Annotated in this window: 13 protein-coding genes; 8 read left to right on the forward strand and 5 right to left on the reverse strand. The window is 40.7% G+C overall.

The features are described from left to right. Positions 1-49 precede the first annotated feature (49 nt). The gene (locus FTU05_RS13790; protein WP_180165774.1) at positions 50-814 is read right to left on the reverse strand and encodes a glutathione S-transferase family protein; all 765 of its coding nucleotides are present in this window, start codon (positions 812-814) and stop codon (positions 50-52) included. 269 nt (positions 815-1,083) lie between these two features. Here FTU05_RS13790 and ychF point away from each other — a divergent pair, with 269 nt between their 5' ends. After that, positions 1,084-2,175, forward strand: a complete 1,092-nt coding sequence (ychF, locus tag FTU05_RS13795; protein ID WP_078189045.1) for a redox-regulated ATPase YchF — start codon at positions 1,084-1,086, stop codon at positions 2,173-2,175. 231 nt (positions 2,176-2,406) lie between these two features. Further along, positions 2,407-2,841, forward strand: coding sequence for a hypothetical protein (locus tag FTU05_RS13800; RefSeq protein WP_257230133.1), 435 nt, complete (start codon positions 2,407-2,409; stop codon positions 2,839-2,841). A 65-nt stretch (positions 2,842-2,906) separates the two neighbouring features. On the opposite strand, the gene FTU05_RS13805 is transcribed toward FTU05_RS13800, so the two are convergent. Continuing rightward, positions 2,907-3,446, reverse strand: a complete 540-nt coding sequence (locus FTU05_RS13805) for a DUF962 domain-containing protein (RefSeq protein WP_180004114.1) — start codon at positions 3,444-3,446, stop codon at positions 2,907-2,909. A 100-nt stretch (positions 3,447-3,546) separates the two neighbouring features. On the opposite strand from FTU05_RS13805, the gene FTU05_RS13810 reads away from it, so the two are divergent. Beyond that, positions 3,547-4,254: a Crp/Fnr family transcriptional regulator gene (locus tag FTU05_RS13810; RefSeq protein ID WP_180165776.1), complete on the forward strand. Its 708-nt coding sequence runs from the start codon at positions 3,547-3,549 to the stop codon at positions 4,252-4,254. 96 nt (positions 4,255-4,350) lie between these two features. Here FTU05_RS13810 and FTU05_RS13815 read toward each other — a convergent pair whose 3' ends face one another. Beyond that, complete coding sequence (locus tag FTU05_RS13815) at positions 4,351-4,509, reverse strand: hypothetical protein (RefSeq protein ID WP_180133541.1); 159 nt, start codon at positions 4,507-4,509, stop codon at positions 4,351-4,353. Positions 4,510-4,942: 433 nt separating this feature from the next. Then, complete coding sequence (locus tag FTU05_RS13820; RefSeq protein ID WP_168379645.1) at positions 4,943-5,422, reverse strand: hypothetical protein; 480 nt, start codon at positions 5,420-5,422, stop codon at positions 4,943-4,945. A 103-nt stretch (positions 5,423-5,525) separates the two neighbouring features. Here FTU05_RS13820 and FTU05_RS13825 point away from each other — a divergent pair, with 103 nt between their 5' ends. The 5 genes from FTU05_RS13825 to dapC all read left to right on the forward strand — a co-directional run bounded on the left by FTU05_RS13825 (position 5,526) and on the right by dapC (position 12,628). Further along, entirely contained in the window at positions 5,526-6,278 is a 753-nt protein-coding gene (locus FTU05_RS13825; protein ID WP_078194362.1) for an AzlC family ABC transporter permease, read from the forward strand. Then, positions 6,275-6,622 (forward strand): L-valine transporter subunit YgaH, encoded by a 348-nt coding sequence (ygaH, locus tag FTU05_RS13830; RefSeq protein ID WP_078189050.1) that lies wholly within the window; start codon positions 6,275-6,277, stop codon positions 6,620-6,622. The genes FTU05_RS13825 and ygaH overlap by 4 nt, the downstream gene beginning before the upstream one ends. Positions 6,623-7,523: 901 nt before the next feature. After that, positions 7,524-8,738, forward strand: coding sequence for a formate-dependent phosphoribosylglycinamide formyltransferase (gene purT / locus FTU05_RS13835; protein ID WP_171263820.1), 1,215 nt, complete (start codon positions 7,524-7,526; stop codon positions 8,736-8,738). A gap of 29 nt (positions 8,739-8,767) precedes the next feature. Beyond that, complete coding sequence (gene glnD, locus FTU05_RS13840; protein ID WP_168379649.1) at positions 8,768-11,434, forward strand: [protein-PII] uridylyltransferase; 2,667 nt, start codon at positions 8,768-8,770, stop codon at positions 11,432-11,434. A 24-nt stretch (positions 11,435-11,458) separates the two neighbouring features. Beyond that, positions 11,459-12,628 (forward strand): succinyldiaminopimelate transaminase, encoded by a 1,170-nt coding sequence (gene dapC / locus FTU05_RS13845; protein WP_180165778.1) that lies wholly within the window; start codon positions 11,459-11,461, stop codon positions 12,626-12,628. 143 nt (positions 12,629-12,771) lie between these two features. On the opposite strand, the gene FTU05_RS13850 is transcribed toward dapC, so the two are convergent. Continuing rightward, a complete protein-coding gene (locus FTU05_RS13850) occupies positions 12,772-14,094 on the reverse strand; it encodes a TonB-dependent siderophore receptor (protein WP_257230134.1) in 1,323 nt (440 codons plus the stop codon). Positions 14,095-14,197: the final 103 nt, after the last annotated feature.

A 14,197-nucleotide genomic window follows, 5' to 3' on the forward strand; every position in this document is an offset into this window, starting at 1 on the left:
GGGCGCGCTTTTTTAAAGCAATATGACGCAAAGTTTTCATATAAAGGGTTTATACACCACGCCAATCTACCCGTGCATTCCGTTCTGTTTGGTATATACGTTGCACATATTGACCTAAAGGCAAATCGCTCAAATAGGCTTTATAAGCTTTAAACTCTTCTGACAAGCTTTCACCATGCTCTTTTTCCCACGGTGTCCCGACAATCTCTAATAACGGCGCCAACATTGAACACACTGCAATATCAGCCAAACCTAATCGGTCGCCTACAAAATAACGCCCACCTCGTTCGATCAGACGTTGATTTAAATCAACCACAATTTCATCCAATCGTTCACGAGATGCCGCAACCTTTTCCGTATCTAATTGATAACCTTTTGAAACCAGTGCCTTTATAATGGGCTTGGAATATTTCTCAAACTGACGTAAATAGCCCTTTTCACCAATTAAAATATCAAGCGATTCTTCACTTTCATTTAATGCATGTGCCAAACCCCAACGGCGCACATGCTGCCCTAACTCAATGGAAAGTTCATTAATTTCCAAAGCATCTTCACGCAGTTTGACATCTGGACGGATCAGACTATGTTCGGGGTAGGTCGCATCCAAGTAAAAGGCGATTTGAGTTGAATCTGCAACCCAATGATCTTGATCACGTAAAATCGGTAATTTGTTTTGCCCTGTTTTAAGCTGTGCAAATGCACGATGCACACCCGGCATTAAATTATGAGCCACATAATCCAACTCTTTGTGATCGAGTAACCAGCGCGCCTTTTCACAAAAATGTGAGAGTGGAAACTGGTAGAGAGTTCGCATAAATGCTCCAAGTTTTTGTTGTAACTGTGGTTTATAAAACCCAGTAATTTTATAGGGATACTTTAGTCACTGTGTTATTGAAACACAATGTCATTTTTGCACCTATTCTGCATCCGTAGTGCAACTTAAGCTTTATTCAGACGTGAATTCATCTCTATCTCTGCGCGATTCAATAAGATATACATTCTCCTGCCCATATCACCTGACTTTATTATGGCTTTCATGTAAAATCATCCACAATTTTTTTATAATACTTTGTGAGTTATTTCATGGGTTTTAACTGTGGTATTGTCGGCCTGCCGAACGTTGGTAAATCAACGCTTTTCAACGCATTAACCAAAGCTGCGATTGCTGCTGAAAACTTCCCATTCTGTACAATTGAGCCAAATACTGGGATCGTACCTGTACCTGACCCACGTATGGATAAACTTGCTGAAATTGTAAACCCACAACGTGTTGTCCCAACCACGATGGAATTTGTGGATATCGCAGGTCTTGTTGCTGGTGCATCTAAAGGTGAAGGGCTTGGTAACCAATTCTTAGCTAACATTCGTGAAACGGATGCTATTGCACATGTTGTACGTTGTTTTGAAGACGAGAATGTCATTCACGTAAATGGCAAAATTGATCCACTTGACGATATCGCAACAATCAACACTGAACTTGCACTTGCTGACTTAGAAGCTGTTTCTAAAGCAATTACACGTCTAGCAAAATCTGCAAAAGGTGGCGATAAAGAAGCGATTGCGACCAAAGCTGTTTTAGACAAAATCTTACCTTTACTGGATGAAGGTAAACCTGCGCGTGCAGCTGACCTTGATGAAGATGAACGTAAATTGGTGCGTGGTTATGGCTTCTTAACCCTTAAACCAACCATGTATATTGCCAACGTTGCAGAAGATGGTTTCGAAAATAACCCTCATTTAGAAGCAGTACAAAAATTAGCTGCTGAAGAAAATGCAATTGTGGTTCCACTTTGCAACCAAATCGAAGCAGAAATTTCATTACTTGAAGATGAAGACCGTGCGGAATTCCTTGAAGCTTTAGGCATGGAAGAACCTGGTCTAAACGTGGTTATTCGTGCAGGTTATGGCTTACTCGGCCTTCAAACTTACTTCACAGCGGGTGTACAAGAAGTTCGTGCTTGGACAGTAAAAATTGGTGCAACTGCACCTCAAGCTGCTGGTGTCATTCACACTGACTTCGAAAAAGGCTTTATTCGTGCTGAATGTGTTGCCTACAACGACTTCGTTCAATACAACGGTGAAGCTGGCGCTAAAGAAGCAGGTAAATGGCGTTTAGAAGGTAAAACATACATCGTTCAAGATGGCGATGTTTTACACTTCCGTTTTAACGTATAAAACAGTACTCATAAGAAGCCAGCAATTTGCTGGCTTTTTTAATTTCAGGCAAAAGCTCAAGCCAAAAAATAAGCATATTTAAAAACTTAAAACCTGCTTAAAAACAAAATTATATCGACACGAATACATGATTTGGTTGCCGAGTCACCACAGTGCAACGACTTAAATCTCTACCGTTCTGCTATAAATTTATTCATAGGCACTAATGCCTATTTTCATAGAACAATAGCAATGAAAAAAATCAGCACAATTCTAACAGCAGGTATCTTTACAATGCTTAGTGCAACTGCGTTTGCATGTCCACAAGGCACCACACTTACAGGTGGTACAGGTGCAAACCATAAAGGTGGTACTTGTGTTTCCATTGCTAAAGATGCAAAACATCAGGAACGTACTGCTACACATGCAGCACAAGTTGCGCAGCATGATGCAAAAATCGCTCGACACGATGCAAAACAAGCCAGCCAATTGGCTCAGAGTAAAGTGAAACATAATCAAAAATTAGCAAAACATGATGCAGCTCAAGCACAGCATCTTGCAACACAAGCAAAATCAGAAGCTAAAACTTCAGCCCATGCTGCCAAAGCAGCAAATACTGACGCAAAAGCAAAAATCGCTGCACAAAAGGTGGCAGTGGAACAACATAAAACTGCTGTGAAATCCTAAACAGTTGAGAATCAACACATCGCAAAAAAAAAGCCGGAATTATCCGGCTTTTTTATTCAAATCATTTATGGGTGAGCAATATGTAATGCTTTTGCATCCATCTCTGCGCGCTGTCTTCTTGCTTCTGTCAGCATGCGTTGTTCAAGCTCTTTACGAAAGCCTAGTAGAAACACAAACTCTGCTAGGACAAATAAAGGCCCTATGGCCAAGCCAATGACATCATCCATAAACGCAGGCTTTTTCTTTTCATAATAATGACCGATAAATTGGATGATCCAACCCACTACAAAGATCCCCACACTCCAGATCAACCATGACATAAGGCTCATTTTTGCGATCATTAAGGCTAAAGGATACGTGACGGCAAATACCAATAGCATGATCAAACTGAAAATTTTATCTAAACTCAGGTAATAAATGACACTAGCAATAATCAACAACAATGCAAGGGTCAGTTCAACACCTGAAATCACCAGCCCTGCCCGTGCGGTTAGACACATAATCGAAAATACAATAAGCGGAATACCCACAAAATGCGTTAGCACATTTTTTCGATCCAAATGATATGCTGCATATTGGCTTAGCAGCCTTTCAAGTTTGCTCATTAACTTACTCCTTGTTCATTCACTCATTTCACTATATAAAAAATGCATCAATAAAGTTGTCAGCTAATAGACAAGTTGGACCATAAAATAAGGATATGCTGTGCTGGACGCTCAATATGTGCATCAACTCAATAAAAATGTGTGGTATTCAGGCTTAAATGTTTCCTTCCAAGACTTTATCTACCACCATGCCCTGACCTTAACTTTCGAAAAAGACGCACGTGTTTTTTTATCAGGACAGCGTTTTAATGGTATGTATGCGGTCTTAGAAGGCGCAGTTCGCTTAGGCTATATTGATATTCATGGCAAAGAAGCGATTGCCGCCATTGCTGAGCCGATTATGTGGTTTGGCGAAATATCCTTGGTTGACCAATTACCACGTTCTCACGATGCCATCTGCACCAAAAAGTCCACCTTATTACACTTACCGGCTCAAGCAATTCAGCAATTATTACAACAACACCCTGAGTTTTGGTTTCATATTGCCCAGCTCACCAGTCAAAAACTTCGCTATGCCTTTATGGAACTCATAGCCTTACAAACGCAAAGTTTAAGTCAACGTCTCGCACAGCGTCTGCTGTTTATTTTAAATGGATATGGAAATCATTTGGAAATTGAGCAACACACCATATATATCTCGCAGGAACAACTCGCGCAACTGATGAATTGCTCAAGACAATCAGTCAATCAGGAGCTTCAGCAGTTGGAAAAAATACAGGTGCTTCGTGTTGCGTTTAAACAAATTGAAGTTTTAGATCTAGCGCAGTTACATCAGATTGCTCATGCACTTCCTGTGCATGATGTCTGACATTTGTGATTTAAATAAGTGCATTTAATTGCACCAGAATGATTCTTTATAGTTATTTTGCTTTTATTTGTGGCACTTCACTTTATCGAGTTTTGATCAAGACAATAATTGGCAAACATTTACACTGTCAAAACCATTTGTACATGCTGCAACTTCTTGAGTTGATGCTTCTGATTTGTCTTCAGTCGCTGCTTGTACATTGACTGCTGTAGTCAAAACAGCCAAAACCGACAACATCATTAATGTTTTTTTCATCTTAATCACCTATTCAACGTCTTTAATTTAATTTACATACTTCATCTTTTACGCAGTTATTTTTACACACTTTATCAAATAATGATAATTTTAATTTTTTATCACATTATCCATACTTTGTATTATTAATATTTTAAAAATATTAATTAAAGAGAAAGTCAGACGACTAGCGTTCTAAAATGGGGAGTTTTTAACAATAAATTTTTCTCAAAAGATATTTTTACAATTCATTATCAATGCTTTATCTATTTAAATTCAAAAAATAAACATGCAAATTTGAAACTAAGCTCAACGCAAAGACAGCGGTCTGATTTATTTTTTATATGAAATAGCGATACTTTTAGGAGAAATTTCCAATCCTCTCTTATAGATTTATTCTTGTTTTTTGATATTTTCCAAAAAAAAGCAGTGAATCTTCACTGCTTTGATCGGGTTAAACGCCTACTTTTTTCGGATCGGTATTTCCGAGTTCAGGGTTTTCAATCGCACCTTTGCATTGATTTTTATCACGCTCATAATCAGCTTGCTTCTGTGCAACAGTCGAACTCTGATCAATACTTTCACGCGCCCAAATTTCCAGACTTGTCAAAGCCTTACGACACAGCGCGTATTTTCCTTCAGTCACAGAATCGGTCATTTTGACATTGATACGCCATTCGGTACTCAATTTACGCGCTGGAACACGGACTTTCTCTTCCATCTGATCGACTTGCTTTGTATAAACAATCGGATCGACTTCATTGATAAACGCCCAAGCTTTGGCAGCATACTCCGTTGCATCATTGGTTAATTTGGGTGCTGCTTTAATTTCAACTTGAGCTTGTTCAGCTCCATCATTACCACAGGCCTGCAACAACACCGTGCTGCTCAATAATGAAACAATCAGTATCCCACGCATCTTTAACCTCTGCATATCCGGCTCATTTCAGCAAACATATTCGGCAATATGCTAGTGAATTCGAGTACAATACTCAATCATCATTTGACCTGTTGTTCAACTCTTTCAAAGGTGTGTCGTGTCTGAGCACAAACTTCCTACAGTTCAGCCTGCGGGTTTTTGGCAAGGTGCTAAAGATAGTCAAGCCATTATCTTTACCTATCTTCCTGTTTCTTTTGCATTTGGGGTTTCTGCGACTCAATTTGGTTTCACTGCGTGGGAAGCCTTATTTTTATCTTGCTCTATGTATGCAGGTGCCAGTCAGTTTCTCGTCGTTGCTTTACTGGGAAGTGGAACATCCATTTGGATGACTGCACTCACTGTGATTGCTCTCGATATACGCCATTTGCTCTACGGTCCTGCTTTACAAAACCTGATTCAAGACCGACTCAATTTAAAGAAAACGGCAGTTTGGGCTTGGGGTTTAACCGACGAAGTTTTTGCATCAGGTATGATTAAACTGTCGCAACGTCGTCAAGAATGGTCAGAATCTTGGATGTTAGGACTCAGCTTATTTAGTTGGCTGTCATGGGCAACAGGCTCATTTTTAGGCGGTTTATTTGCCGATCAAGTCAGCAACCTTCCACAATTTTTACAAGCCGCACTCGACTTCCTGCTGCCTGCATTGTTTTTAAGCTTTTTACTTGCCGCATTTGAGAAAAAACATACATTTGTGGTCACGGTTACAATTATTGTTTCTGCGATTGCCTGCTACTTTATCGACTTGTCTGCTGCGATTTTTATCGGTATTTCTTCTGGTATTTTTGCCGGTTTATTCAAACATTATGTCTTAAAAAAACCTGATCCTGAACATATGGGTGAAGCATCATGAATCTAGAAATTATCCTGGTCGGGATCTTGGTCGGGATTGCGAATTTTGCATCACGGTTTGGGCCATTCTTTGTAATTCAGAAATTTCAGCAAGGTTCACAGCAGCGTGGTTCTTTATGGCTCAAAATCGCTTTGGGCTCGATTGGTATTGCCGCAATTAGTTCAATGTTGGTGGTTGCAACCTTACCGCCGCTGCTTGAAACTCCAAATAAAAGCTTTGCCATGTTAGTTGGATTTGCTGTGCTTGCAGGCTTGTATTTCAAGTTTAAAAAAATTGTCCCTGCTACACTGACTGCGGCACTGACTTACGGCTTAGTCTATACCTATATACCTTTTCATCTCTAAAGCTGAGTCAGCGACAATCCAAATAAAAACCTCAAGCACAAGCTTCTTCAGCCTGTGCCTTTTAATTAGCAATATTTATGAGATAGTCAACGCATAACATAAAAATCTAGCGAAACCCCATAGATGGCAAAGTACCATTGTATTCAAGGCAAAATTTATATTCATTCTAGACAACCATCTGAATTGAGTTGGGGACTGCAAAAGCCCATCGAAAGCGTATATTTGAATGCTTCATTCAAAGCCAGCTATTCAGTGCTAATTTCTGCGCTGTACATTGCCAATCTACAGATCAGATCCGCGCCATCTATATAGAGAAAAATCAACAAAAAATGATTGTGGGTTTATATAACTGCACACAGCAGATTCTGCACTTACATCCACGTCGCCTGATGTTTTCACACATATCGATGCCTCGTCTGTTCAGCAATTTTCTGCAGCTGATCGGCTTCTTATTGGTTTTTCTATTGTGCATTTTCAGCCTCAGTTCATGGCTCAATTCATCATTTCACCTTCTATCGGTAGCTGCAGACGCACTCTATTTCACTGCCATTTTAATTAGCTTAATATTGATTTTATGCATATGCGCCGTACCACTGCTCGGATTGCTGTACTGGCCCAACTTCCGCCAAACATCTGTGCAGCTTTGTGCGCTTCAATGTGCAAATTTGGATATTGAGCCATTCCCTGCATCTGTAAAAAATGCAGGTATATTTAAAGTGAATTTAAATAAAAAACAACTAATTACCACTTTTTAAAGATTTTAACAGATAAATAATTACACGAACGCTCCCCCATAAAGATATAAAAAAAATTGTTGGACAATATCATTTATTTATGTGAACACTCTCTTATCTCTCGAACAAGTTCTGCTATGCTTAAATTCCCATAAAATCAAGCATGGATGATTTACATGAGCGTCACTATTGGTACTCCACTTCAGTCTTCAGCGTATAAAGTCTTACTGTTAGGTTCTGGTGAACTCGGTAAAGAAGTTGTGATTTCATTGCAACGTTTGGGTGTAGAAGTTCATGCTGCCGATCGTTATGACCATGCTCCTGCCATGCAAGTTGCACATTTTTCTCATACTTTAAATATGGCAGATCCTGAGGCACTTAAAGCTTTAATTTCTCAAGTGAAGCCTCATTTGATTGTTCCTGAAATTGAAGCTATTGCGACTCAAGTTTTAGTCGAGATCGAAGAACAAAATATTGCCACTGTCATTCCTTCTGCAAAAGCTGTCAACCTGACGATGAACCGTGAAGGGATTCGCCGTCTAGCTGCCGAAGAGCTTGGACTCCCGACTTCAGCCTACCGATTTGCCAATACCCTTGAAGCGTTCCGTGCTGCATGCGATGACATTGGCTATCCAAACTTTGTTAAGCCTGTCATGTCTTCTTCGGGTAAAGGACAGTCACGTGTAAAAAGCTTTGATGAAGTCGATGCTGCTTGGGAATATGCACAAACAGGTGGACGTGTAAATCAAGGTACAGTGATTGTGGAATCACAAATTGACTTTGACTTTGAAATCACCCTGCTGACTGTTCGTGCAAAAAATGCAGAAACAGGTGAAATTGAAACATCATTTTGCGACCCGATTGGCCACCGCCAAGACGCTGGTGACTATGTAGAAAGTTGGCAGCCACAACTCATGACTGCTCTTGCTTTAGAGGAAGCCAAGCGTATTGCCAATAAAGTAACCATTGCATTAGGTGGATGTGGCATTTTTGGGGTGGAACTGTTTGTCAAAGGCGATAAAGTATGGTTTAGTGAGGTATCACCTCGTCCACACGATACAGGCCTTGTCACGCTTGCATCGCAATTCCAAAGCGAATTCGAACTGCATGCACGTGCCATTCTTGGTCTGCCTGTGAATACTGCTCGACACAGTACTGCTGCGAGCGCAGTCATCTATGCAGGCGTGGATGATACCAATTTATCATTTACTGGCTTAAATCTTGCTTTGGCTAATCCAGACACCGATTTACGCCTCTTTGGTAAACCAGAAGGCTTTAAACGTCGCCGTATGGGCGTAGCAACAGCACGCGCTGAAACCACAGATCACGCGCGTGAACTTGCTCAACATGCTGCACAACAAGTCAGTGTTCAACAAAACTAAGTTTGTAACACCTTAACGGACCACTGTTCATGATCAATACGCTTCCTCTGCTGAATTACATTAAAAGTAACCACGACATTCAGGCGATTAACCAATGGCGCTCAGATGTTGAAAATCAGCTACAGGAATGCTTTGAAAATGGACAGTCGATTCGTGATGTGATTTTGGCTCGTTCGAATCTAATCGATGAAGCCTTAAAGTTCTTATGGACACATGCTGAACTCGACCAAACCGATCTCGGTTTATTTGCTGTCGGTGGCTATGGTCGCCGCGAAATGCTGCCTTACTCCGACGTCGATATCATGATTTTGTCTGAAGATGAAATCAGCCCAGAACAAGAAAAACTCATCTCCAGCTTTATTTCAACTCTTTGGGATGTTGGTAATTTCAAACCGGGCATCAGTGTGCGTACTATTAATGATTGTGTTGCTCAAGCCACCAATGATTTAACTGTAGCAACAGCTTTGATTGAAGCACGTTTGATTGTGGGCAATGAACACCTAGCCAAATGGCCACGCCGTATCGTGTCACAGACATGGACGGATAAAACCTTCTATGATGCCAAAATGCAAGAGCAAGCCAAACGCTATGCTCAACATAACAATACCGAAAGCAACTTAGAACCCGATATTAAAAATGCGCCCGGCGGTATCCGTGATATCAACCAAATCGGATGGATTGCTAAGCGTCATTTCCGTGTCAATCGCATCTATGACCTTGTACATTTGGGTTTTATTTCAGAGTTTGAACTTGGCGTTCTTGAAGAAACAGAAAGCTTTCTTTGGGAAATTCGTCATCATTTACATCGCTTAACCAAGCGCGACGAAAACCGATTATTGTTTGATTATCAACGTGACATTGCCGCTAAATTTGGCTATCAACGTGAAGAAGGTAAATCACCGAATTATCCAATCGAACAGTTCATGAAACGTTACTACCGTAGCGCTCAGCAAGTGACGACGTTAAATGAAATGCTCTTGGCTTATTTTAATGAATCTGTCATTACGCCACGCTTGCCTGACTATGAACGTAAAATTGAAGAGATCAATGCTAACTTCAAATTAGTCGATGGCAAATTAGCGGTACAGCATCATAAAATTTTCTCTGAAAATCCAAGTGCTATTCTAGAAATTTTCTACCTCTTGGCGAATCGTCCAGAAATTGAAGGGATTCGTGCCCGAACTTTACGTCTATTGTCTCTTGCGGCAAAACGTATTGATCAAAACTTCCGTGACAATCCTGCACATCAAGCCTTATTTATGGCGATCATTCGCTCACCCTACCGTTTATATGACACCATGGTGGCAATGAAACGGTATGGCGTGCTCGGCAACTATATTCCTGCCTTTGGGCAAATCATGGGACTCATGCAGTACGACTTATTCCATATTTATACAGTCGATGCCCACACCCTATTATTACTACGTAATTTAAACCGTTTTAAAGAACCTGAATTTGCCAAGGACTTCCCTGTCGTTAGCTCCGTATTCCAACGACTGGCGCGCCGTGACATTGTATATTTAGCGGCAATTTTCCATGATATCGCCAAAGGTCGTGGTGGTGACCATAGTGAACTTGGTGCTGCGGATGCAATTGATTTCTGCCGTACCCATGGGTTTACTGAACGTGAATGTAACCTTGTCGCATGGTTGATTCAAAACCATCTATTGATGTCCGTTACTTCTCAGAAAAAAGACATTTCCGATCCAGATGTGGTGAAAGAATTTGCTGAGAAAATGGGTGATATGGAACATCTCGACTATCTCTACACCTTAACAGTTGCTGATATCAACGCAACCAATCCGACACTTTGGAATACATGGCGTGCATCACTCATGCGCCAACTGTATACACAAGCGCGTGATGTGATTCGTTCAGGTTTGGGTCGTCCTGTAGACTATCCAATGCTGATCGAAGACACCAAATTTGCAGCCAGTGAACTGTTAGTCAATGATTTTGCGCTCTATGATGTAGAAACCGTTTGGCAAGAACTCGGTGATGAATATTTCCTGAAAGAATCTGCCGATGAAATCGCATGGCATACGCGCGCCATTTTAAAACATGGCAATAATGCAGAACCATTGGTGATGATGCGAGCACATCGCAAATTCGCACAAGATGCGGTACAGATCTTTATTTACACCCAAGATCAGCCTAACTTGTTTGCAACCACAGTGGCTATTTTGGACAGAATGAATCTAGACGTTCAGGATGCTCGAATTATCACTGCATCCACTGCATTTAGTTTGGACACTTATGTTGTACTTGACCGTTTTGGCACCTTATTAACAGATCCTGAACGTGAGCAAACTGTTATTGAAGCGCTCAAAAAAGCCTTAAGCCAATCTGATAAGTATCCAGGCCTGATGCAACGTCGTATCCCACGTCAACTGCGTCATTTTGATATTGAAAATACCGTGAGTATTTCTTTTAATGAAGCGCTTCAACAAAATATGGTTGAAATTGCGACACTTGACCATCCGGGCTTACTTGCTAAAGTTGGTGGTTTATTTATGATGCAAGGTCTAGATATTCACTCTGCGAAAATTGCAACGCTCGGTGAACGTGCTGAAGATATTTTCTATGTCACTAAAAAAGATGGCTCACCTATGAGTGATTCAGAAGCGGAAACGTTTGCTGCACAATTAAAGTCAGCACTTGATGAAGCTTCGAATCAGGTTTGTAGTCATCATTAACTTAAATTGATCGGTATCCATTCCATGAACTCCAGTTTGTCATTATTGCACCCTTATCCATTTGAAAAGCTAAATAAGCTATTTCAGGATGTGAAACCCGCAGAGTTGCCTTTGATTCCCCTATCGATTGGTGAGCCAAAGCATCCTGCACCGGAGTTTGTGAAACAGGCTATTATTGATAATTTTCAACACTTATCAACTTACCCAAACAGCAAGGGTTTACCTGAGCTTCGCACAAGTATTGCAAATTGGTTAACCCGTCGCTTTAAACTCAATAGCATCAGTGCAGACACCAACGTCCTGCCTGTATCAGGTACACGTGAAGCGATCTTCTCGTTTGTACAAGCTTTGGTTAAACGTGAAGATGCCCCTTATGTGGTGATGCCAAATCCGTTTTACCAAATCTATGAAGGCGCAACTTTACTTGCGGGTGCAGAACCTTACTTCATTAACTGTACAGAAAAAAATAACTACCTTGGCGACTTTGACGCTGTGCCAGCTGAAGTTTGGGAAAAAACCGCTTTACTGTTTGTCTGCACACCGGGTAATCCTACAGGTGCGGTACTTTCTAAAGAACAGTTTAAAAAACTGATTGCACTGTCTGACCAATATAATTTTGTGATTGCATCTGATGAATGCTACTCAGAGCTTTGGTTTGATGAAGTACCTGTTGGTCTGCTTGAAGTCTGTGCTGAAATAGGCCGTGATGATTATAAGAACTGCATGGTATTCCACTCACTGTCTAAGCGTTCTAACTTACCGGGTATGCGTTCTGGCTTTGTTGCAGGTGATGCTGCGCTTTTAAAACCTTATTTACAATACCGTACTTATCATGGCGCTGCGATGCCTGTTCAACACCAGTTAGCTTCAATTGCAGCTTGGGATGACGAAGCACACGTCGAAGAAAACCGCGTCCAGTACCGTGCAAAATTTGAATTATTCCAACGCGAACTGGGTCACCTACTACCATTACAAAAACCTGATGCAGGGTTCTACTACTGGTTAAAAGTGGATAATGATGAAAGCTTTGCCAAAATGCTCATGGAAAAAGCACACGTTAAAGTGCTTCCAGGCCGTTATTTATCGCGTGATACGGCACAAGGTAATCCGGGTGAAAACCATGTCCGGTTAGCCCTTGTTGCTGATATTGCCCAATGTGAAGAAGTCATTCGTCGCTTAAAAGCAGTACTTTAATTGATTTAAAGCGTTTTGCTTAAAACAAAAAATGCCCCAGATTTGGGGGCATTTTTATTTGAGTCATTTCTTAACAATCATTCAAAGCTAATCATCTAGCAATAATTATTTATAAACAATTATTGAGAAATCATTGAAAACCATTAGAAATCAAATGTAGCACTCAATTTAAATGTTCGAGGTTCGCTCAGTGACAAATACGTATAGTCGTTCACCGATGCAGAGGCCCAATAGTCTTTATCTAAAACATTAGTCACACTAAAATTCAAACTGGTGGGTACATTCTTGATTTGCGTTTTATAGTTTGCACCCAAATCTATACGTGTCCAATCTTTAAGTTTCAATGTGTTGGCATTGTTTGCATAAGTTGAACCCGTATATACAACGCGCCCATTTACACTAACATCTTGTTCAATCGGTGGTTTCCAATCCGCTTCGACATTGGCTTGGAACTCCGGCACACTGATCACACGATGTCCATCAAATAAACCTTGGTATGTGTCTTTTTGCTCGGTATCAATCCAAGTTGCACCGCCCAATATCTTGATTGAATCTGTTAATTGACCATAGGCATTAAATTCAAGCCCTTGGTGAATATTCGTCGCTTGACTGATTTGTGCAGTCCCCGAGCTATTCACTGAGGCTTTTTGGCGATCTGTATAGAAATAATTCAATGTTCCACCAATCAAGCCATTTTCATATTTCACGCCCAGTTCTTTTTGTTTCGACACAAATGGATCAGCAATAAAGTTATTACCTTCACTATCCAAAATCGCTTCGCCTTGAACCAAAGCTTCGATGTAATTGGCATACATAGACCATTCAGGCGTTAATTTATAACTCACGCCCAATGCCGGAGTAAGCTGATTTTTATTAATATTGTATTTATAGGTTCCGTAAGAATATACGTCTTGATCAACTTCCTGATAACGCGCACCAAGCATGAGGGTCAAACGATCATCTAACATCGAAATATTGTCGCCCAAGGCAAAACTTTTCACGGTACTGACACCCGCTTTCGGATAAGTCCCTTCTACCCCCAACCATTTATCAATGTTTGAATCTTCGGTGTAAATCGGATCATAAAAATTATCATTCAAACTGGTGGCATAACCATAGCTATAGCGTTTATCTGCACGATATAAAGAACCAGAAGCGACCACTTGATGTTTTAAAGCACCTGTTTCAAATTGAGTTTTCACACCCAGTTCTGCTGAGTGATTACGATCTTTACGTGGAATCATCGATGCAGAAAGTTTTGCCGTTCCTGCTGCAGTATCACTTAATTGTTGACTTGAGTAAACACCGGCTTCTTCTGATTTGCGAAAACCATATGCTGCATAGGCTGTCGTTGCATCGGTTAAGTCATATTCAGCGCGTACACTTCCGAATAAATCTTCTTCGTTTGAATAAGTCCATGCTTGACCATGATAATTAGCATACTGAGATACCGTCTTGGTAGTCAATCAGGTTTTGAGATTATTCGACCAATAAATAATCTCTTTGATAGGCAGTCTGATGTTTTAAAACGCCATAACACAGATGTATAAGCTTGCGCATTGCAGCACC

The organism is Acinetobacter sp. YH12049 (genome assembly GCF_013419875.1).
In the GTDB taxonomy this organism is placed as follows: Bacteria; Pseudomonadota; Gammaproteobacteria; order Pseudomonadales; family Moraxellaceae; genus Acinetobacter; species Acinetobacter amyesii.

Bases quoted from the DNA above. Each gene is read 5' to 3' on its own strand.
- FTU05_RS13790 (WP_180165774.1), bottom strand. From the start codon at position 814: ATGCGAACTCTCTACCAGTTTCCACTCTCACATTTTTGTGAAAAGGCG.
- ychF (WP_078189045.1), top strand. From the start codon at position 1,084: ATGGGTTTTAACTGTGGTATTGTCGGCCTGCCGAACGTTGGTAAATCA.
- FTU05_RS13800 (WP_257230133.1), top strand. From the start codon at position 2,407: ATGAAAAAAATCAGCACAATTCTAACAGCAGGTATCTTTACAATGCTT.
- FTU05_RS13805 (WP_180004114.1), bottom strand. From the start codon at position 3,446: ATGAGCAAACTTGAAAGGCTGCTAAGCCAATATGCAGCATATCATTTG.
- FTU05_RS13815 (WP_180133541.1), bottom strand. From the start codon at position 4,509: ATGAAAAAAACATTAATGATGTTGTCGGTTTTGGCTGTTTTGACTACA.
- FTU05_RS13820 (WP_168379645.1), bottom strand. From the start codon at position 5,422: ATGCAGAGGTTAAAGATGCGTGGGATACTGATTGTTTCATTATTGAGC.
- ygaH (WP_078189050.1), top strand. From the start codon at position 6,275: ATGAATCTAGAAATTATCCTGGTCGGGATCTTGGTCGGGATTGCGAAT.
- purT (WP_171263820.1), top strand. From the start codon at position 7,524: ATGATTTACATGAGCGTCACTATTGGTACTCCACTTCAGTCTTCAGCG.
- glnD (WP_168379649.1), top strand. From the start codon at position 8,768: ATGATCAATACGCTTCCTCTGCTGAATTACATTAAAAGTAACCACGAC.
- dapC (WP_180165778.1), top strand. From the start codon at position 11,459: ATGAACTCCAGTTTGTCATTATTGCACCCTTATCCATTTGAAAAGCTA.